20 protein-coding genes are annotated in these 19593 nt (G+C 65.8%); 6 read left to right on the top strand and 14 right to left on the bottom strand.

All coding sequences use genetic code 11. The features are described 5' to 3' along the window. Positions 1-8: 8 nt before the first annotated feature. Positions 9-2462, bottom strand: a complete 2454-nt coding sequence (locus CI15_RS29750; RefSeq protein WP_062136254.1) for a glycogen/starch/alpha-glucan phosphorylase — start codon at positions 2460-2462, stop codon at positions 9-11. 778 nt (positions 2463-3240) lie between these two features. Between CI15_RS29750 and CI15_RS29745 the strand changes: the two genes are divergently transcribed. Next, on the top strand, positions 3241-4611 hold the full coding sequence (locus tag CI15_RS29745; protein WP_174543279.1) for an MFS transporter: 1371 nt from the start codon (positions 3241-3243) through the stop codon (positions 4609-4611). 132 nt (positions 4612-4743) lie between these two features. Here CI15_RS29745 and ltaE read toward each other — a convergent pair whose 3' ends face one another. From ltaE to CI15_RS29730, 3 genes are all read right to left on the bottom strand, one after another. Next, positions 4744-5751: a low-specificity L-threonine aldolase gene (gene ltaE, locus CI15_RS29740; RefSeq protein ID WP_062135474.1), complete on the bottom strand. Its 1008-nt coding sequence runs from the start codon at positions 5749-5751 to the stop codon at positions 4744-4746. 188 nt (positions 5752-5939) lie between these two features. Further along, positions 5940-6752: a peptidoglycan DD-metalloendopeptidase family protein gene (locus tag CI15_RS29735; protein ID WP_062135471.1), complete on the bottom strand. Its 813-nt coding sequence runs from the start codon at positions 6750-6752 to the stop codon at positions 5940-5942. Positions 6753-6916: 164 nt separating this feature from the next. After that, a complete protein-coding gene (locus CI15_RS29730; RefSeq protein ID WP_062135467.1) occupies positions 6917-7228 on the bottom strand; it encodes a cupin domain-containing protein in 312 nt (103 codons plus the stop codon). 229 nt (positions 7229-7457) lie between these two features. On the opposite strand from CI15_RS29730, the gene CI15_RS29725 reads away from it, so the two are divergent. Then, positions 7458-7778, top strand: a complete 321-nt coding sequence (locus tag CI15_RS29725; RefSeq protein ID WP_062135464.1) for a hypothetical protein — start codon at positions 7458-7460, stop codon at positions 7776-7778. 156 nt (positions 7779-7934) lie between these two features. Here CI15_RS29725 and CI15_RS29720 read toward each other — a convergent pair whose 3' ends face one another. From CI15_RS29720 to CI15_RS29690, 7 genes are all read right to left on the bottom strand, one after another. After that, positions 7935-8270 carry a DUF4148 domain-containing protein gene (locus CI15_RS29720; RefSeq protein ID WP_062135461.1) on the bottom strand — a complete coding sequence of 112 codons (336 nt, stop codon included), beginning with the start codon at positions 8268-8270 and terminating at the stop codon, positions 7935-7937. A gap of 252 nt (positions 8271-8522) precedes the next feature. Next, entirely contained in the window at positions 8523-9932 is a 1410-nt protein-coding gene (gene gndA / locus CI15_RS29715) for an NADP-dependent phosphogluconate dehydrogenase (RefSeq protein WP_062135458.1), read from the bottom strand. Between the two features lie 266 nt (positions 9933-10198). Further along, positions 10199-10807 (bottom strand): DUF938 domain-containing protein, encoded by a 609-nt coding sequence (locus CI15_RS29710; RefSeq protein ID WP_062135455.1) that lies wholly within the window; start codon positions 10805-10807, stop codon positions 10199-10201. Positions 10808-10828: 21 nt separating this feature from the next. Further along, positions 10829-11446 carry a pyridoxamine 5'-phosphate oxidase family protein gene (locus CI15_RS29705; protein WP_062135452.1) on the bottom strand — a complete coding sequence of 206 codons (618 nt, stop codon included), beginning with the start codon at positions 11444-11446 and terminating at the stop codon, positions 10829-10831. 25 nt (positions 11447-11471) lie between these two features. Continuing rightward, the gene (locus tag CI15_RS29700) at positions 11472-12341 is read right to left on the bottom strand and encodes an NAD-dependent protein deacetylase (RefSeq protein WP_062135449.1); all 870 of its coding nucleotides are present in this window, start codon (positions 12339-12341) and stop codon (positions 11472-11474) included. Between the two features lie 30 nt (positions 12342-12371). After that, positions 12372-12584 carry an oxidoreductase-like domain-containing protein gene (locus CI15_RS29695; protein ID WP_153041225.1) on the bottom strand — a complete coding sequence of 71 codons (213 nt, stop codon included), beginning with the start codon at positions 12582-12584 and terminating at the stop codon, positions 12372-12374. A gap of 146 nt (positions 12585-12730) precedes the next feature. Beyond that, entirely contained in the window at positions 12731-13495 is a 765-nt protein-coding gene (locus tag CI15_RS29690; RefSeq protein WP_062135443.1) for an SDR family oxidoreductase, read from the bottom strand. Positions 13496-13770: 275 nt separating this feature from the next. On the opposite strand from CI15_RS29690, the gene CI15_RS29685 reads away from it, so the two are divergent. Next, entirely contained in the window at positions 13771-14604 is an 834-nt protein-coding gene (locus tag CI15_RS29685) for a polysaccharide deacetylase family protein (RefSeq protein ID WP_062136251.1), read from the top strand. Between the two features lie 47 nt (positions 14605-14651). On the opposite strand, the gene CI15_RS29680 is transcribed toward CI15_RS29685, so the two are convergent. Beyond that, the gene (locus CI15_RS29680) at positions 14652-16064 is read right to left on the bottom strand and encodes a DUF2252 domain-containing protein (protein WP_062135441.1); all 1413 of its coding nucleotides are present in this window, start codon (positions 16062-16064) and stop codon (positions 14652-14654) included. 263 nt (positions 16065-16327) lie between these two features. Here CI15_RS29680 and CI15_RS29675 point away from each other — a divergent pair, with 263 nt between their 5' ends. Together CI15_RS29675 and CI15_RS29670 are read left to right on the top strand one after the other, a co-directional pair. After that, positions 16328-17011 carry a Pr6Pr family membrane protein gene (locus CI15_RS29675; protein WP_062135436.1) on the top strand — a complete coding sequence of 228 codons (684 nt, stop codon included), beginning with the start codon at positions 16328-16330 and terminating at the stop codon, positions 17009-17011. A gap of 181 nt (positions 17012-17192) precedes the next feature. Continuing rightward, entirely contained in the window at positions 17193-17459 is a 267-nt protein-coding gene (locus CI15_RS29670; protein WP_062135433.1) for a CsbD family protein, read from the top strand. 95 nt (positions 17460-17554) lie between these two features. On the opposite strand, the gene xth is transcribed toward CI15_RS29670, so the two are convergent. Together xth and CI15_RS29660 are read right to left on the bottom strand one after the other, a co-directional pair. Beyond that, positions 17555-18364: an exodeoxyribonuclease III gene (gene xth / locus CI15_RS29665; RefSeq protein ID WP_062135430.1), complete on the bottom strand. Its 810-nt coding sequence runs from the start codon at positions 18362-18364 to the stop codon at positions 17555-17557. A gap of 16 nt (positions 18365-18380) precedes the next feature. Beyond that, entirely contained in the window at positions 18381-18599 is a 219-nt protein-coding gene (locus CI15_RS29660; protein WP_062135427.1) for a hypothetical protein, read from the bottom strand. 268 nt (positions 18600-18867) lie between these two features. Between CI15_RS29660 and CI15_RS29655 the strand changes: the two genes are divergently transcribed. After that, positions 18868-19590 (top strand): 2Fe-2S iron-sulfur cluster-binding protein, encoded by a 723-nt coding sequence (locus tag CI15_RS29655; RefSeq protein ID WP_062135424.1) that lies wholly within the window; start codon positions 18868-18870, stop codon positions 19588-19590. Positions 19591-19593: the final 3 nt, after the last annotated feature.

Below are 19593 nucleotides of genomic sequence, written 5' to 3'. Positions count from 1 at the left end.
CCTCACGCTCACTCGATATTGAGCGGACTCACGCGCCAGATATTGCGAGCATATTCGCCAATCGTGCGATCCGACGAAAACTGCCCCATGCCCGCAACGTTCTCGATCGCGCTTTCGGCCCACCCGTGCCGGTCCACGAAGCGCGCATCCACTTCGTTCTGCGCCTTCGCGAAGGCGTCGAAATCGGCCAGCACCATGTAGTGATCGCCCCAGTCGACCAGCGTGTGGAAGATATCCGAGAAGCGCAGCGGATCGTCCGGTGAGAAGTAGCCCGAGCGAATCTGATCGAGCGCGGCGCGTAGTGCTTCGTTCTCCTCGTAGATCCGCCGCGGCCGATAGCCGGTCGCGCGCAGGTCGTCCACCTCGTCGGCGGTGTGGCCGAAGATGAAGATGTTCTCGCGCCCCACCGCCTCGCAGATCTCGATGTTCGCGCCGTCCATCGTGCCGATCGTCAATGCGCCATTGAGCGCGAGCTTCATATTGCCGGTGCCCGACGCCTCGGTGCCGGCCATCGAGATCTGCTCCGACAGATCCGCCGCCGGAATGATCAGTTCGGCCACGCTCACGCCGTAGTTCGGCACGAACACGACCTTCAGCCGATCGCCGATCAGCGGATCATGGTTGACCTTCTCGCTCACGTCGCCGATCAGCTTGATGATCGTCTTCGCCATCCGGTACGCGGACGCGGCCTTGCCCGCGAACAGCACGACGCGCGGCACCCAGTCGCGCTCCGGATTCGCGCGAATCTCGTTGTAGCGAACGATCACGTGCAGCACGTTCAGCAACTGGCGCTTGTATTCGTGAATGCGCTTGACCTGCAGATCGAACAGCGCATCCGGATTGAAGTGCAGCTTGGTATGCTGCGCGAGCCGGTGCACGAGCCGCAGCTTGCTCTGTCGTTTGGCCTCGCGGAACGCTTCGACGAACTCGTCGTCCTTGCGCAGATTACGCAATTGCTCGAGCTCGAACAGATTGCCGCGCCAATGCTTGCCGATGCGCGAGTCGATCAGCGACGACAGCGACGGACTCGCCTGGGCGAGCCAGCGGCGCGGCGTGATGCCGTTCGTCACATTGGTGAAGCGGTCCGGATAGATGCGCGCGAAGTCGGCGAAGATGTCGCGTGTCATCAGTTGCGAATGCAGCTTCGACACGCCGTTCACCTTGTGACTCGCGACGATCGCCAGATACGCCATGCGCACGCGCCGCTGCCCATATTCGTCGACGAGCGAAATGCGGCGGATCATCTCGACGTCGTGCCCCGAATGCTCGCCGACGTGCTTCAGAAACTGCGCGTTGATTTCGAAGATGATCTCGAGATGGCGCGGCAGCAGGCGCGACAACATTTCGACATCCCAGGTTTCGAGCGCCTCGGGCATCAGCGTGTGATTCGTGTACGAGAAGATCTGCGTCACATGCTTCCACGCCTTGTCCCACGGCAGATGATGCACATCGACGAGCAGGCGCATCAGCTCGGGAATCGCCAGCACCGGGTGTGTGTCGTTCAGGTGCACCGCGACCTTCTCCGCGAAGCGGCCGAACGTGCTGTGCGTGCGTTGATAGCGGCGGATCAGATCCTGCATCGTCGCCGACACGAAGAAGTACTCCTGGCGCAGCCGCAACTCGCGGCCGGCTGGCGTCGAGTCGTCCGGATAGAGCAGCCGCGACACGTTCTCCGACATGTTCTTCGTATCGACCGCATTGCGGTAGTCGCCGCGATTGAACGCGCCGAGGTCGAGTTCCTCGGTCGCGCGCGCGGACCATAGACGCAGCGTGTTGGTCGCGTCGGTCGCATATCCGGGAATCACCGTGTCATACGCGGTCGCGTTCACGTGCTCGGTGTCGATCCAGTCGGTCTTGTCGCCGCGCTGCACCGTGCGGCCGCCGAAGTGCACCATGTATTTGATTTCGGGCCGCGGAAATTCCCACGGATTGCCGGCGCGCAGCCAATAATCGGGCGCCTCGACCTGCTCGCCGTTGACGATTTCCTGACGGAACATCCCGTACTGGTAACGGATGCCGTAGCCGAAGCCCGGAATGCCGAGCGTCGCCATCGAGTCGAGAAAGCACGCGGCGAGCCGGCCGAGGCCGCCATTGCCGAGCGCCGCGTCGGGTTCGATATCGATCAGCGCATCCATGTCGACACCGAGGCTCGCGAGCGCCTCCTTCATCTGATCGTGAATGCCGAGCGCGAGCAGCGCGTTGGTAAAGGTCCTGCCGATCAGAAACTCCATCGACAGGTAGTAGACCCGCTTCACGTCCTGCTCGTATTGCAGGCGGGTGGTCTTCATCCAGCGCGCGACGAGCCGGTCGCGCACGGCCAGCGCGGCCGCGTGCAGCCAGTCGTGCGGGTGAGCGGTGATGGCGTCCTTGCCGACGCCGTACATCATGCGATTCGAAATTGAGCGCCGTAGCGCGTCGACGGTACTGTGGAGCTGGTCGAATTCCAGATCGACGGTCGTCATCGAAGCCTCCGGGAAGTTCGACATGGCAGACGCGAACCGCACGGGGGACGGACGGGAGGCGCGTGCCTGTCGGAGCGGTTTAAAAAAACAGAGTAGAACATTTTGGGGATCGCGCACACCGGCGCGCGAGCGGACTTTCACGCACATGCCGTGCCCGGCGCGCCGAGCCGGTGCCACGGGATAGCGCCGCGGCATGCGCCCGGATGCGGTGCAAAGCCGCGTGGTGGCGGCACTCGGGGTGTGCATCGGCGGATGCATGGCGTCGACGTCGGCGGGTTGGCGACTGGGGTGCGCCCGAGCGGTCGCGTGCTGCACATCGATTATTTTTTCGATGCATGACGCGCCGATGAAGCGCCGCATTTCGTTATGGCGTGGTCGAATCGGGCGGCCCGTTCTGCGAAGCGGCTTCTGGCGTATGCGTGTTGGATTTGCCGCCAGACGCGAGCCGACTTGGGGATGGCAGGCGGGGCTGACAGTTAGTTGCCTTATAGAGAGATCGAAGCGCCTCGCCGTAAACCTCTCCCCCTCACAGCCCGGCTCCCTGCACGATCGCGCCGTCTCTGCAACAATCGCGAGGTTGCGCCGCACGAACCGCTACGTTCACCCGCCGTGGCCCCGACAGCGCATACGCATGACCCCCAACGAAACCGCCGTCCGCGCACGCGTCCCCGCAGGCCGCCGACGCGCCGGCACGCCCGACCCCACGAGCCACGCCTTGTCCGACAAGCTCAGCCGTTCCATCGACGCCCCCGCGCCGCCCCTTCCCGCCGACGGCCCGATGTCCGCCGCCAATCGTCGCGCGATGGCCGCGATCATGCTCGCCGTCGCGCTCGCGACGCTCGACACCGCGATCGCCAACACCGCGCTGCCCGCGATCGCCGCCGACCTGCACGCGGCGCCGGCCGCGTCGGTCTGGATCATCAACGCGTATCAGCTCGCGATGGTCGCGACGCTGCTGCCGCTTGCCGCGCTCGGCGATATCGTCGGGCATCGGCGTATCTATATCGGCGGTATTGCGCTGTTCACGCTCAGCTCGCTCGGCTGCGCGATGGCGCCGACGCTGCCGCTGCTCGCCGCCGCGCGCATCGTGCAGGGGCTCGGCGCGAGCGCGATCATGAGCGTGAACACCGCGCTGATCCGCTATCTGTATCCACCGCATCGGCTCGGGCGCGGGCTCGGCACCAACGCGCTGATCGTCGGCGTGTCGTTCGCGGTCGGGCCGACGGTGGCCTCGCTGATTCTGTCGGTCGCAACATGGCCGTGGCTGTTCGCGGTCAACGTGCCGCTCGGCGTGCTGGCGCTGAGCTTCGCGATGCCGGCGCTGCCGCACACCGCCCAGGGCAAACATCAGCTCGATCCGGTCGCGGCGCTGCTCAACGTGGTCACGTTCGCGGCGCTGATCTTCGCGCTCGGCGAGGCGGCGCAACGCGCATCGATGCAGATCGTGCTCAGCGCCGCGGCTGTCGCCGTCGTGTTCGGGCTGCTGCTGATCCGCCGCGAAGCGGGCCATCCCGCGCCGATGCTGCCTGTCGATCTGTTCAAGCGGCCGGTGTTCGCGCTGTCGGCGGTGACGGCCGTGTGCTCGTTCGCGGCGCAGGGCCTCGCGTTCGTGTCGCTGCCGTTCTATTTCGAGGACGTCCTGCTGCGCAGCCAGGTCGAAACCGGCTTCCTGATGACGCCGTGGCCCGTCGTGGTCGCGCTCGCCGCGCCGCTCGCGGGCGGCCTGTCGGACCGTTATCCGCCGGGGCTGCTCGGCGCGATCGGGCTGGCGGTGCTATCGGCGGGGATGGCATCGCTGGCGATGCTGCCTGCGCACCCGCACGTGCTCGACATCGGCATTCGCATGGCGATCTGCGGCGCGGGCTTTGGCTTTTTCCAGTCACCGAATCTGAAGGCGTTGATGGCGAGCGCGCCGCCGGAGCGCAGCGGCGGCGCGAGCGGCATCGTCGCGACCGCGCGGCTGCTGGGACAGGCGACCGGCGCGGCGCTCGTCGCGCTGTGTTTCGGCATCGCCGGCCGCCAGCATGGGCCGACGCTCGCGCTCGGCCTCGGCGCGTTCTTCGCCGGCGCGGCGAGCCTTGCGAGCGGCTTGCGTTTGCTCGCGCCGTCGCACCGCGCGGGCGGGCAGACGAAGGCGGCGATCAAGTGAGCGATGCGCCGCGCGGCGCGTGAGGCGGGATCAGGCCTGAAGAACGAAGTGCGGCTCGAACGAGCGCGCACGGACGGGACCAAAACGGCAAAACGAGGCGGCAACGATGTGAGCCGCCTCGCCTGATGACGATCAACGCGCCGCGAAATACCCCTTCACCGCGGCAATAAACGTATCGATATCGTCGCGCGACACGTCCTTGTGCGTGACGAAGCGCGACGCATACAGCATCTGCGTGAGGATGCCGCGTTCCTTGAGCCACGCCTCGAGCGGCGCGCAATGCTGCTGCGGAAACTGCGCGAACACCATGTTCGTCGCGACCGACTGCACCTTCACCTGCTCGATCGATTCCAGTCCCGCTGCCAGATGCGCGGCGTTCGCATGGTCGTCGGCGAGACGTTCGACGTTGTGATCGAGCGCATACAGGCACGCCGCCGCGAGCACGCCGGCCTGGCGCATGCCGCCGCCCAGCACCTTGCGCCAGCGATGCGCGACATCGATCAGCGCGCGGCTGCCGACCAGCACCGAGCCGACCGGCGCGCCCAGGCCCTTCGAAAAGCAGATCGACACCGAATCGAACGCTTCGGCGAGCACCGCAACCGGCTTGCCCGACGCGACCGCCGCGTTGAACACGCGCGCGCCGTCGAGGTGGGTCGCGAGACCGCGCTCGCGCGCGAGTTGCGTCGCCTCGGCGACGTACTGCGCCGGCAGTACCTTGCCGCCGATCGTGTTTTCCAGCGCGAGCAGCCGCGTGCGCGCGAAGTGATCGTCGATCGGCTTGATCGCGGCGGCGATTTTTTCGAGGGGGATCGAGCCGTCGGCGGCATTTTCGAGCGGTTGCGGCTGGATGCTGCCGAGCACCGCCGCGCCACCGCCTTCGTATTTGTAGGTGTGCGCGAGCTGACCGACGATGTATTCGTCGCCGCGTGCGCAGTGCGCCATCAACGCGGCGAGGTTGCTTTGCGTGCCGCTCGGAAAGAACAGCCCCGCTTCCTTGCCGGTGCGCTCGGCCAGCGTGGCTTGCAGACGCAGTACGGTGGGGTCGTCGCCCCAGACGTCGTCGCCAACTTCGGCCGCCGACATCGCCGCGAGCATCGGCGGAGTCGGACGGGTAACGGTATCGCTGCGCAAATCGATCATTGTGTGTCCCTGTGCGTCCATGAATGACAGCCTACGGCAGCCGGTCGCGCTTGCATTCCGTAAGGAACGCTCACGCGCCAGCAATCCAGCCATAGAGTGTATTCAATTTCATGCGGCGCTGAAAATCGGCGCATCGGCGGGAGCCGCACAGCTCCGGCCGCGATGAGTTACGCACGATACGGGCACACCTAGCCGCCCGGCTTCGGCAGCCACTGAAGCGGATCGACCGGCTGGCCGTTCTGGCGCACTTCGAACTGGATCGCCGCAGTGCCGCGGCTATCGACACCGACCTCGCCGATCGTCTGCCCTTGCGCGACCGCGTCGCCTTCCTTGACGAGCAACTGGCTGTTCTGACCGTACGCGGTGATCAGCGAGTCGTTGTGCTTGATGATGATGAGCGGCCCGTAGGCTTCGATGCCGGTACCCGCGTAGACCACGCGGCCGGTCGCCGCGGCCTTGACCGGATCGCCGGGCTGTCCGCCGATCACGATGCCGTTGGATTTGCCCGGCGCGAAGGTACGCAGGATCGGTCCGCGCAACGGCCATTGCAGCACGCCCTGCTGCGGCCCGGCCGCGGCGGCCGGCGCACCGGGCACGGCACCCGGCGGCACATTCGCCGTCGCGCCCGGCGCGGCTGGCGCTCCTGGCGCACCGGGGGCCACCGCAACCGGCGGCGCGACCACGCTGCCCGAAGACATAGGCGGCGACACGCGCAGCACCTGGCCGGGCGCGACCGCCGCGTTGACCGGCAAGCCGTTCCACGCCGCAATTTCCTGTGGTTTGCGTCCATATGCCGAGGCGATGCCCAACAGCGTATCGCCTGGATTGACGCGGTAGTAGCCGGCGGGCACCGGAACCGTCGCGAGGCTGGTCGGACTGGACGGCGCGCTGTTGTAGAACGGCGTGCTTTCCCACGGCATCGTCGTGCAGCCGGCGACCATGACGCCAAGCGCCGCCGTCATCAGGACGCGGATCCCCGTCGGTTGCCATTGTTTTGTCATCTGATTTTCCTCGACGTGTATCTCAAACCGATTCAATCGACGCCGTAGCAATTGCCATGCCGCCATGCTCGAGCAGGTGTCGCCGTCGCCCGCCGTCGCCCGGATATTATGCGCGAGCGGCACCGGCGAGCCGCCACGGCGGCGCCGTCAAACTGCCGTTTTCTTCAGACGCTGCCCTGCGTTTCGACGACCAGCACGCGCGCGGCGCCGAGCGGATGCGCGACGTGCTCGGTGCCCACCGACGCGTAGAACACATCGCCCGTTTCCAGCACCGTCGAGCGCTCGACACCATCTTCGCGATAGCGCATCTCGACGCGTCCGTCGAGCACGGCGAACACCTCCTCGCCGTCGTTGACGTGCCAGCGGTACGGCTGGTCGGTCCAATGCAGACGCGTGGTGATGCCGTTCATGTTCGCGATGTCGAGCGCGCCCCAGGCACGCGACGCGGTAAAGCTTCTGCTGCGGATGATCTTCATGGTCGATGAGCGATGAGCCAGCGCGCGAACCACGCGTTCAGCGCCGTCCGCCAACGGCCGACGACGCTTGCGCGGCTGGCCCTATTATAGGTCTCACGCTCCGCGCCACCTCGCAAGCTGGGCGCCCCTGCCGTTTCGTACGATCATTGCGGGCGATTGGCCATCGCCTATACTCAGTCAAGCCGCGCGGGGCAGCTCACGAACGTCGGGATTCTGGGAGGAATCGAGGATGAACAAAGCCACCTTTCTGGCCGTGCAACTCAATGTCGACGATGTGGCGGCCTCTGCTGGCCTCGTCGAACTGCTGAACACGCATCTGATCTTCGCCGCCGACGTCGCCGAGGCCGCCGATGCGCTCGTGCAACTGGCGAGCATCGCGAAGTTGTCGAGCGGGGTCGAGGCGAGCGTCGAGCTACCCGCGGTGGCGATCGAGCGGCTGCGCGAGGCGCTCGAGAATCTCAGCGGCTACGACGAATCATGGCTGCTCGCACTGGAGCCGAGCCGCGCGCTGTTCGACGACATCGGCCGGCGACATCGCACACTGCATTGACGCGCACCCGCCACACCGCCGCCGTGTAAACGACAAAACGCCATCCGAAACGAACTGGATGGCGTTTTTTCTTGCCCGCCGTATTCGCGCGATGCCACGACACGGCGTCTACTGCAGACTGCAACTACCCACTACACCTGCGCACTTCTACTGCAATTAGTTGCCGAAGTACACCGAGTTACGGTCGGCCTTCGCCGGAAGGGCAGCGTGGCCGGCTTGCGACGTACCGACAGCCGGAGCGCCGTAACCGCTGGCCTCCGCGGTGTTGGCCGCGACGGCCGTGCCGTTTTGCGCGGCGACGCGCGCTTCAGCGGCCTGGATGCTGGCCGGGTAGTCCGCGTAGTCGTTGGTCGGGTTGTAGCCGGCCTTTTCGAGTTGAACCAGTTCAGCGCGAACCTGAGCACGGGTCACCGGCTGGCTGGCTTGAGCGAAAGAAGCGACCGGAAGAGCAAGGGCGGCGGCGATAGCAACTGCGGAAATCAGGGTCTTCATGATTAACCTCCAAAGGACTTGTTGTTTGCTGCGCTTCGGGGTTTCTGCTTCTCCCTCAGCGGTTGAAAACAAGTTTAGAGGTGTCGAGACCTAGGGTAAATACCTATGACAGGTAAAGTCTATTGCCAAGTACGCAACAATTGTTTCGCATTTTCGCACGTCCGTACTTAACCCACGTTATATTCAGTAACAATACGGACCAACGACCCGGCGCGCCTTATCACCACCGCGCGCCGGGCTGTTTTCAAACGCTCAGCTCCACTGGGCGTGGAAGCTGGCCGGCTTGTCGATGCGTTCGAACGTATGCGCACCGAAGAAGTCGCGTTGCGCCTGCACGAGGTTCGCGGGCAGACGTTCCGAGCGGTACGCGTCGAAATATGCGATCGCCGAGGCGAACGCCGGCACCGGCACACCCGCGTTGACCGCGGCCACCACGACTTCGCGCAGCGCGGCCTGGTAGTTCTTCGCGATGTCGCGGAAATACGGATCGAGCAGCAGGTTCGCGAGCGCCTTGTCCTTCGAGTAGGCGTCGGTGATCTTCTGCAGGAAGCGCGCGCGGATGATGCAGCCCGCGCGGAAAATCTTCGCGATCGTGCCGTAGTCGAGATCCCACTTGTACTCTTCCGAGGCCGCGCGCAGCTGCGCGAAACCCTGCGCGTACGAGATCACCTTGCTGAAGTACAACGCGCGGCGCACCGACTCGATGAACGCGTCCTTCGCGCCTTCGAGCGGCTTGCTCTGCGGACCTTCGAGCACCTTGCTCGCGGCCACGCGCTGGGTCTTCAGCGACGACAGCACGCGCGCGAACACCGCCTCGGTGATCAACGGCAGCGGCGCGCCGAGATCGAGCGCGTTCTGGCTGGTCCACTTGCCGGTGCCCTTCTGCGCGGCACGGTCGAGAATCACGTCGACGAGGTCCTTGCCGGTTTCGTCGTCTTTCTTGCTGAAGATCTTCGAGGTGATTTCGATCAGATAGCTGTCGAGCTCGCCCTGGTTCCACTCGGTGTAGACCTTGCCGAGCTGCTCGTTCGACAAGCCGACCACCTGCTTCAACACCGCGTAGCTTTCGGCGATCAGTTGCATGTCGCCGTACTCGATGCCGTTGTGCACCATCTTCACGAAGTGGCCCGCGCCGTCCGGTCCCATATACGCGACGCAGGGCTCGCCGTCCGGTGCCTTCGCGGCGATCTCGGTGAGGATCGGCGCGACGAGGTCGTACGCGTCGCGCTGGCCGCCCGGCATGATCGACGGACCTTTCAGCGCGCCTTCTTCGCCGCCCGACACGCCGGTGCCGATGAAATGCAGCCCCGCCTTCGCGAGTTCCTGATTGCGGCGGATCGTGTCGGTGAAGTGCGTGTTGCCGCCGTCGATCAGGATGTCGCCCTTGTCGAGCAGCGGCTTGAGCGAGGCAATGGTATCGTCGGTCGGCTCGCCGGCCTTGACCATCAGCAGAATGCGGCGCGGCTTTTCGAGCGACTCGACGAACTCTTCCAGCGTGAAAGCCGGCACCAGTTTGCGGTCCGGAAATTCGGCGATGAGTTCGTCGGTTTTCGTGCGGCTACGGTTGTAGACCGACACCGCATGGCCGCGGCTCTCGATGTTGAGCGCCAGATTGCGGCCCATGACCGCCAGCCCCACCACGCCGATTGCCTGTTTGCCCATTTGAATTCTCCAGAGTCCAAAAAATGTCGTGGCGCCGCGCCATCGAAACAGCGGCGCGGCGTCGAGGGTGAAAGGATAAAAGAAATGCGCGCTTGCCGCTTGGTGGCGGGCAAGGACGCCAGCTGTTCGTGCTCGCGCCGGGTTCCTGTTCGCACATGACGACAGGTATTGTGCGCGCGTCCGCGCCTCGCCGGCGGGTCCGGTTTTGGATCGGACTGAGGTTTGGCGGAAGCCGTGAACGAATGCACGGCCGGGCGATGCGCCCGCTACGCTGCCCGCTTCGTGAACACCAGACTGAAGTTGTTCGCGGGCATCTCGACGACGCGCTCGCACGTGAGCCCCGCCGCGTCGCCGAGCGCGACGACCGCTTCCATATCGCGCACGCCCCAGTCGGGATCGCGACTCTTCAACCACTGATCGAACGCTTCGTTGCTCGGCGCCGTATGCGCGCCGCCGCGCCGGTAAGGTCCGTACAGAAACAGCACGCCGCCCGCAACGAGCCGCCGCCGCGCGCCGTCGAACAAGGCCTGCGCCGCGCTCCACGGCGAGATGTGGATCATGTTGATGCAGACCAGCGCGTCGAACGCATCGATACCCCAGTCCGGCTGATGCACGTCGAGCGCGAGCGGCGCGCGCAGGTTCGCGAGTCCCGCGTGCGCGCTCCACGCGGCAATCGACTCGCGTGCTTCCGCATCGGCATCGCTCGGCTGCCAGTCAAGGTCGGGTAGCGCACCGGCAAACCAGATCGCGTGCTCGCCGGTGCCGCTGGCGATTTCGAGCACCCGGCCGCTGGCGGGCAGCACATCGCGCAGCACGGCGAGGATCGGTTCGCGATTGCGTTCGGCGGAGGGCGAATGTTGCCGGGCGTCGGTCATGGATGGGCTTGGCGTTTCAGGTTAGTACAGCGTGGCGCGCACGCGCTCGGGCAGTTCGCGATCGTAGGCGGCCGCGTCGAATGGCTCGCCGTCGTTCGCGGCGATGATGCGTTGCAGGATCTCGCCCGTGCTCGGTAGCTGCGAGCGCTCGACGTGACGCGCCGGGTCCCACAGCTGCGAGCGCACGAGCGCCTTCGAGCAATGAAAGTAGACGGCATCGACGTCGATCAGTAGCACGGTGCGCGGCAGTTTACCGTCGACGGCGAAACTGTCCAGTAGCGCCGCCTCGGCCGAGATGCGGCCGCGGCCGTTCACGCGCAAGGTCTCGCCGACGCCCGGGATCACGAACAGCAAGGCCAGCCGAGGATCGACGATGACGTTGCGCAGGCTGTCGAGCCGGTTGTTGCCGGGGCGGTCCGGCAGCGCGAGCGTGCGTTCGTCGACGACGCGCACGAAGCCCGGCGCGTCGCCGCGCGGCGAGCAGTCGAGGCCGTCGGGGCCGCTCGTCGCGAGCACCGCGAACGGCGCGGCGGCGATGAACGCGCGATAGTCGTCGTTGACATACGGGATCTCCTTGCGCAGCGCGCGCTCGCCTGGCTGCGCGTAGAGGGCTTCGAGCTGTTCGATCGTCGTCAGCATGGACGTTCCTTACGCTTTGGGGAATTCAATCGCCGGCCAGCAGCCCGGCGAGCGCGCTCAAGGTATCGCCGCACGGCGCGGCCACCTTCAGCGACAGCAGCGGATCGGCGCGCGTGCGGCCGAGGTTGATCGCCGCGATCGGCTTGCCCTGGCGCTGTGCCCACACGCAGAAGCGGTAGCCGGAATAGACCATCAGCGACGAGCCAGCCACCAGCACCGCGTCGGCCGCATCGAGCGCATGCGACGCGGCTTCGACACGTACCTTCGGCACGTTCTCGCCGAAGAACACCACCGAGGGCTTCAGCAACCCGCCGCAATTCGAGCACGCCGGCACGCGAAAGCCGCCGAGATCGTGCCACTCGAGATGCGCGTCGCCATCGGCGGCGGCTTCGGCCGTGACGTCGAGCAGCGCGGGGTTATCGGCTTCGAGCGTTTGCTGGATCGCGGCGCGTGAATGCTGCATGCCGCAGTCGAGACAGCTCACGCCGTCGATGCCGCCGTGCAGCTCGATCACGTCGCGGCTGCCCGCACGCTGATGCAATCCGTCGACGTTCTGCGTGACCAGCGTGGGCACGTGACCGGCCGCTTCGAGCCGTGCGAGCGCGACGTGCGCGGCATTCGGCTGCGCGCGCGCAACGAGCGGCCAGCCGACCATGCTGCGCGCCCAGTAGCGCTGCCGCATCGCGAGCGTGCCGAGAAACTCCTGCAGCGTGATCGGCGGCGAGCGCTTCCATGCGCCGTTGTCGTCGCGATAGCCGGGGATGCCGGAGTCGGTGCTGATGCCCGCACCGGTCAGCACGAAAAGACGCGGATAGCGCTGCACGAAGCGATGCAGATCGTGGAGCGTGTGCGAGTCGGCGAAGGGTTCGGTTGGCGTGAGCTGAAGGTCGGTCATGACGGGAGACGGTGGAAATGCCTGCGCGAATCAGCGGCGTGGCCGCGGTGTGCCGCGCGAAGGTGTCGAGCGAGGCGCGTCGGCTTGCGGCTTCGACTTCGCGCCCTGCTTATCCGGGTGCCGTGCCTGCCGCTTCCGCCACCCGGCCAGCGCGACCTCGTAGCGCTCGAGCGCTTCATCGTACAGATCGAACACGCACTGCGTGCAGCCGCTATGACAGCAGTCGTCGAGATCGGGCCGCATGGGGGGCCGCGGCGGCGGGTCGTCGCTGGGTGTGGCTCGGGGCACGGCGCGTGGCTTTGGCGTGGAAAACGACGGAGCGCTCAGTATAAGTTGAACCCGTACGCCCCGCTCCCCGCCCCCGGTGGCTCGAAGCTGTGGCGCGCCGCTCAGCCACGCCCGACGAACGGCATCTTGCTCGCCATGATCGTCATGAACTGCACGTTCGCCGACAACGGCAGGCTCGCCATATGCAGCACCGCGTCGGCGACGTGCTGCACATCCATCAGCGGCTCGACCGCGATCTCGCCGTTCGCCTGCGGCACACCGCGCGCCATCCGCGCGGCCATCTCGGTCCCCGCGTTGCCGATGTCGATCTGCCCGCACACGATGTCGTATTTGCGGCCATCGAGCGACACCGCTTTCGTCAGGCCTGTGATGGCGTGCTTGGTCGCCGTGTACGCGGCGCTGTTCGGGCGCGGCGCGTGCGCGGAAATCGAGCCGTTGTTGATGATGCGGCCACCGCGCGGATTCTGCGTCTTCATCAGGCCGAACGCCGCGCGAGTGCACAGGAACACGCCGTTCAGATTGGTGTCGACGATCGAGCGCCATTCGTCGATGCTCACTTCGTCGAGATCGACCGGCGTGCCGTTGCGTCCCGCGTTGTTGAACAGCACGTCGAGCCGGCCGAAGCGCGCGCGGATCGTGTCGAACAGCGCGGCGACGCTGGCGGCGTCGGTCACGTCGCACGACACCGCGAGCGCTTCGCCGCGCAGCGCCTGGGCTTCCTGGGCGACCGCATCGAGCGCGGCCTGACGGCGACCCGCGAGCACCACGCGATAGCCATGCTCCGCGAGCTTGAGCGCGCACGCGCGGCCGATGCCGCTGCCCGCGCCCGTCACCAGCGCCACTTTTCCGTTGCCTGCTTCCGACATCGCGTTTCTCCTGTTGTGTTGGCTTGCAGCGCACGCTGTTCGCAGCGATCGATGCGTTTCGCCCTCGACACGTGCGCCTCTTTTCGCCCCGCACCATACCTCAGCGAATCGGCAAAATGCAAACCGCGCGGCGTCTTTCAGCGCGCTTTCACCGTGCCCGCAGCGAACCAGCACGCCACGTCGCAGAGCGCAACAATGGTATCGTTCGCGGTTGCGCATCGCGCACGATTCACAGCCTTCCTGGGACGAAGGAAGGCGCAATGGAAGCACGTTTGATGAATGAATGCCCGAACCCGCCGCGTCGCTGGCCGCGTACCGGCAACTCCGCACTAGTGAACGCCACGATCGGCTGGCACGTGTTCGTGCTGATCGGCGTGGCGCTCGCGCCCGCCGCGTGGCCATGGTGGCTCGCCGCGATCTTCGCGAACCACGCGCTCTTCACGATCACCGGCCTGTTGCCGCGCACGACGCTGCTCGGACCCAACTGGACCCGCCTGCCCGCGAGCCCGCGCAACGCGAATGCAATCGCGCTGACCATCGACGACGGCCCCGACCCCGTGGTCACGCCGCAAGTACTCGATCTGCTCGACGCGTTCGGCGTGCGCGCGACGTTCTTCTGTATCGGCACCCAGGTCGAGCGTTACCCGCAGCTCGCGCGCGAGATCGTGGCGCGCGGCCATGCGCTCGAAAATCATTCGCAGGTGCACCGGCACACTTTCTCGGTCACGTTTCCGCGCGCGTTGACGCGCGAGATCGCCACCGCGCAACGCACGCTCGAAACCGTCAGCGGCGCGCGGCCGATGTTCTTCCGCGCGCCCGCGGGTCTGCGCAACCTGTTTCTGGAGCCGGTGCTGCGCAAGCTCGATCTGCGTCTCGCGGCATGGACGCGGCGCGGCTACGACACGCGCGAGCGCAACCCTCACGTGGTCGCCAAGCGCCTGCTCGACGGCCTCGCTGCGCGCGACATCCTGTTGCTGCACGATGGCAACGCCGCGCTGACGATCGAAGGCCAGCCGCTGATTCTCGCGGTGCTGCCGAGCGTGATCGAAGCGGCGCGCGAACGGCATCTGCGCTTCGTCACGCTGCGTGAAGCGCGCCTCGATGCGTGACGAAACGGGTGACGTAGCGGGTGACGTAGCACCGCGCGCACGCAACGCTACACGCCGAAATCCGCTGCCATGTCCTCGTCGGTGCGTGCTTCGAGCTTGCCGCTGCGGCATGCTTTGAGGAACACGTCGTAGTCGCGTTCGACCTGATCCGCGTAGGCGCTCGAGTAGCCGCTCAAGGCTTCGGCGAACTGATCGCCGCGGCCGATGTACGAGCTGATCTCGATCGCCTGGCCGCTCGCCTTCGCATGCGCGCGCGCCATGACCCAGCCGCATAGTCGCGCGTAGCCGTCGAGCAGTTCGCTGTCGAACAGCTCGATATTCGCGGACAGTTTCATGTCGCGCAGCTGGCGGAAATAGAAGTGCCGCCCTAACGTTCCCGTCGCCCAGCCAAGGAAAATATCGCTCGCGGCCTGCAGCATGCGCTGTCCTTGTACGACTCGCTCGCCCTGATGCTTGACCGTCGGCGACTTGTAGAACTGCGCGATGACCGACGGCCGCGCCTCCTTCACCTGGACGAACAACGGCTTGCCCGTGTGATCGACGAGCAGCACGACGAGACAACGCGTGCCGACGCTGCCGACGCCGACCACCTTGAAGACGATGTCCTGTCTCGTGAAGTGATCGAGCAGTTCGCGCCGGTCGTGCGACAACGTCTTAAGGTACTCGTCCCACACGTGCTGGACCATCTTGTCGACGTTGCCGGTCCGGTAGGTTTCGGTTTCCTCAGCCGTAAACAGCGTGTTCGCACCGAGCACGTGAAACAGCGCGGGCGGCGCGTCGTGGATCTTCCAACGGCCGCCGTCGAACGAGGCCATTTTTTCGAGCAGGGCTTCGTGCGTGCGGGTCGCGGCCTTCTCCATACCACGGCGCACGGCACGGCGGCCCTCGGGCGTCAAGGCAATCTCGGCCATGCGGTCGAACGTGATGCGGTCGTACCACAGGTCGAGCGCGCCGAACTCCGCGTATTGCGTGATGCGATCGCGATACGAGCGGACCGCGGTCATCACGAGGCTCTCGGCGGTGCCGCGGCTCAGGCGCATATGGCGGGCGGCCACGACGAAGCTCGCGCACAGCCGTTTCAGATCCCATTCGAAGGGCCCGATCGAGACTTCGTCGAAGTCGTTCAGATCGAAGACCAGTTGCCGCTCGGGTGTCGCGAAGCCGCCGAAATTCATCAGATGGCCGTCGCCGCAGATCGGCATGCTGAGACCGGAGTCGCGCACCTTGCTCAGATCGTGCGCCTGCAGAATCGCGCTGCCTCGAAAGAACGTGAACGGCGACACGGCCATGCGCCCATAGCGCAGCGGCACCAGATTCTGGACGCGCTCCGCGCTGCTCTGTCTCAGCAGTTCGATTGGATCGCGGTGCAATTCGCCGACCGCGCGATGGCTCGAGCGCTTCGAATGCTCACGCGCGGCGCGGCCGCGCGCTTCCCGTTCGGCAATGGTGCTGGCTTTCATGCTTTTCTCCGTTTTGCGAGTCTTGAACCGGCGATGACAGAGACTGCTTGCCGCGCATGGCGTCGTATTTAACCGAGAGCTGCTTTCGCCATCATAACGGGTCGGAACGGAACGTCGACGATCATGGCGACCATCTGGATTGCAACCCGCTGTACAGCCCACCTCACAACCCGCCACCGGGTCGCGTAGTACCCCGTAGCATTTTCCCAACGCCGGCTCGCCGGCGCGCGAAAGCCGATACGGCCGCGCGTAGAATCGAGCGCATGCGCTCTACCTCTATTCCGCAGCGCGAGCCCGAGTTGCCGCTGCATACACCCAGTGTGTCGTCGCTGACGTTGGCGGCGATGATTGCCCTGATCGCTTGGATCGCGATTCTCGCGCAAGCCGATCTGACGATCGATCGCACGCTAGCGCGCGGGCTGACCGTATTCGATGCGCTCGCGCGCATGAGCAGCTACCTGACCAATCTGACGGTGCTCGCCTGCGCGCTCTGCTTCACCTGCGTCGCGCTGTGGAAGCACCGCTCGCCGCTCGTGCGCTTTTTCCGGCAGCCCACCGTCGTGACCGCGGTGGTCGCGTACATGGTGTTCGTCGGCATCGCCTACAACGTGCTGTTGCGCGGCCTGTGGCCGCTGTCGCCTTACCGGCGCCTGCTCAACGAGTCGCTGCACAGCGTGCTGCCGATGCTCGCCGCGCTCTACTGGGTGCTGTTCGTGCCGCGCTTTCATCTGCGCTTGCGCCACGGTCTGCTGTGGCTCGTCTACCCGCTCGCCTACCTCGGCATCACGTTCTGGCGCGGCAGCCTGTCGGACTTTTATCCGTATCCGTTCATCGACGTCGAAACGCTCGGGCTGCGCCAGGTGCTCGTCAATTCCGCGCTGCTGTTCGGCGGTTTCGTGATGCTGCTGGCCATCTTCGTGGGGATCAATTTCCGGCGACGACGCTGAGCTTGCGGCGCGTTCTGTTGGGGTCGCAAGCTCAGCGCTCGGCAGGCGGGCGCACTTCTTGCGCCCCTTGCTCACTGACGCGGGCTGACGCCGCACCGGCGCGGCTTGCGTGACGCCCTTGTGCGAACGCGTTGCAATCGCAGCGCGCTCGCACGTAAATATGACAACAGGAGCGATGCAGATGGATACGAATTCAGCGGAAGGCAAGGTAAAGGAAGTCGCAGGCAAGGTGCAAAGCGCGGTCGGCGAAGCACTAGGCGACACCAGCGAGCAAATGGCAGGCAAGGCGCGCGAGTTGAGTGGCAAGGCGCAGCAGCTGTGCGCGAATACGACGAGCCTCGTGCGCGACGCCACGGCCGAAAACCCATTCACGACGCTGGCCGTCGTCGCCCTCGCCGGGTTCGTGATGGGCGCGCTGTGGTCGCGCGGCGCTCGCGACTACGACTAATCAACACATGGCGCCGTTCGAAGGCGCCGATCCCCAGCGCAGAATCGATGCGCAAAGCGGGCGACCCGACGCAAAGCGGATCGCCCGCTGCCTTGTTAGCCACTCTTCTTTTTGCGGGCCGCGCCCATGTCCAGTTCGATCCACGTCGGCGCGTGGTCGCTCGCATGCGGCTCGCCCCGCACCCAGCGGTCCACACCGGCGTCGCGCAGACGCGGCGCGAGATCGGCGCTCAGCAGCAGATGATCGATGCGCAGGCCCGAATTCGTATCCCAATGGCGGCGAAAATAATCCCAGAACGTGTAGACGCGCTCGTCGCCGAAATGCGTGCGCAGCGCGTCGGTCCAGCCTTGCGCGAGCAGCTTGCGATAACGCTCGCGGCTCTCCGGCTGCAGCAGCGCGTCCTTTAGCCATGAGCGCGGGTTGTAGATATCTGCGTCGGTCGGCACGACGTTGAAGTCGCCCGCGAGCACGACCGGGTGGCCGCTCTTGTAGAGGTGCGCCGCGTGCGCGATCAGATGATCGAACCACGCGAGCTTGTAGTCGAACTTGGGACCGGGCTGCGGATTGCCGTTCGGCAGATACAGACACGCAATCAGCACGCCGCCGACCGCGGCCTCGATATAGCGACTGTGCGTGTCGTCTTCGAAACCGGGCACGCCGCGCCGCCGTTCCAGCGGCGTATCGCCCTTCGCGAGAATCGCCACGCCGTTCCACGCGCTCTGGCCTTGCCACACGGCGCCATAACCGGCCTCGCGCAAAGCATCGACCGGAAACGCGCTGTCCACCGCCTTCAGTTCCTGCAGGCAGACGACGTCCGGCGCCTCGCGTTCGAGCCATTGCAGGAGCGCCGCCTGACGCGAGCGGATCCCGTTGATGTTGAACGTCGCAATGCGCAGCTTCGCCATGATCGGGCTCCCTCGTCTATTGCGCCGCGACGTCGCACCATTCGATCGCCCACGAACGCGCGCAGCAGATCGCATCGGCTTCGTTCTCGAAGCTGTCGATATCGCCCGAATCGTGCGACAGGAAAGCCTCGTTGCGCCGTGGCGCGCGCGTGATCTTCGCGCGCGCGTAATAGACGCCCTCTTCCGCGTGACGCGCGCGGCAATCGATATGGAAGTGCCTGTAGTCGAATTGCATGAGCTCTCCGATCGGTGTGCAAGCCTTGGCCATCAACGGCGGTAGCAGTGCCCATACCCGTCCCGCCAGGCTCGCGCCCGGCGTTCATTGCGCATATTAGATTGCCGTTATTGCGCAGAATGGCTTTGCGCTTGCAGCGAGTTTTTAATAACGTTGAACCTGCAACGGCATTGAAATTGCTGCGCAATGGTTTTGTGTCAACGCGATGCGTTGGGCATCGACGCGTCGTCAGCCTGCATTGACCTTTCACTGGAGTCAACAGATCGTCATGACCACGCATACAGAATGTCAGGATTCCGGGGACGCCGCCGCTTCAGAGTCCACCGCTGAGCCCACCGCAACGCCTTTACAACCGGCGCGCCGCCGCTTCCTGCAATCGGCGGCGGCTGCGGCGACGATCGGTGCGGTGCCCCATCTGCACGCGCAAACCCAGCCGCAGACCCCAGCTTCACCGCCGCCGCAAAGCAACCCCGTCGTACCGCCGCGCCCCGTCACGTTGACCGTCAACGGCCGCGCCTACACGCTGCAACTCGAACCGCGCGTGACGCTGCTCGACGCGTTGCGCGAATACGCGGGACTGATGGGCACGAAGAAAGGCTGCGACCGCGGGCAATGCGGCGCTTGCACGGTGCTCGTCGACGGCCGCCGCATCAACTCGTGTCTGACGCTCGCGGTCATGCACGAAGGCGAGACCATCACGACGGTCGAGGGTCTCGCGAGCAACGGCGCGTTGAGTCCGCTGCAGAGCGCGTTCATCGAACACGATGCGTTCCAGTGCGGCTACTGTACGCCCGGGCAGTTGTGCTCGGCGACCGCTCTTCTCAACGAGTTCCGCAACGGCGCGGCGAGCACCGTGACCGCCGACGTGCGCGCGCGTCCTGCCGCCCTCACCGACGATGAAATCCGCGAGCGCATGAGCGGCAACATCTGCCGCTGCGGCGCCTACGCGAACATCGTCGCCGCGGTGCGCGCCGCGCACGACAACGCCTGAGGG

Source organism: Paraburkholderia monticola, assembly GCF_001580545.1.
Lineage (GTDB): Bacteria > Pseudomonadota > Gammaproteobacteria > Burkholderiales > Burkholderiaceae > Paraburkholderia > Paraburkholderia monticola.
Note: the sequence above shows the minus strand (reverse complement) of the source record. Positions and strands in the feature narration are given on the sequence as shown.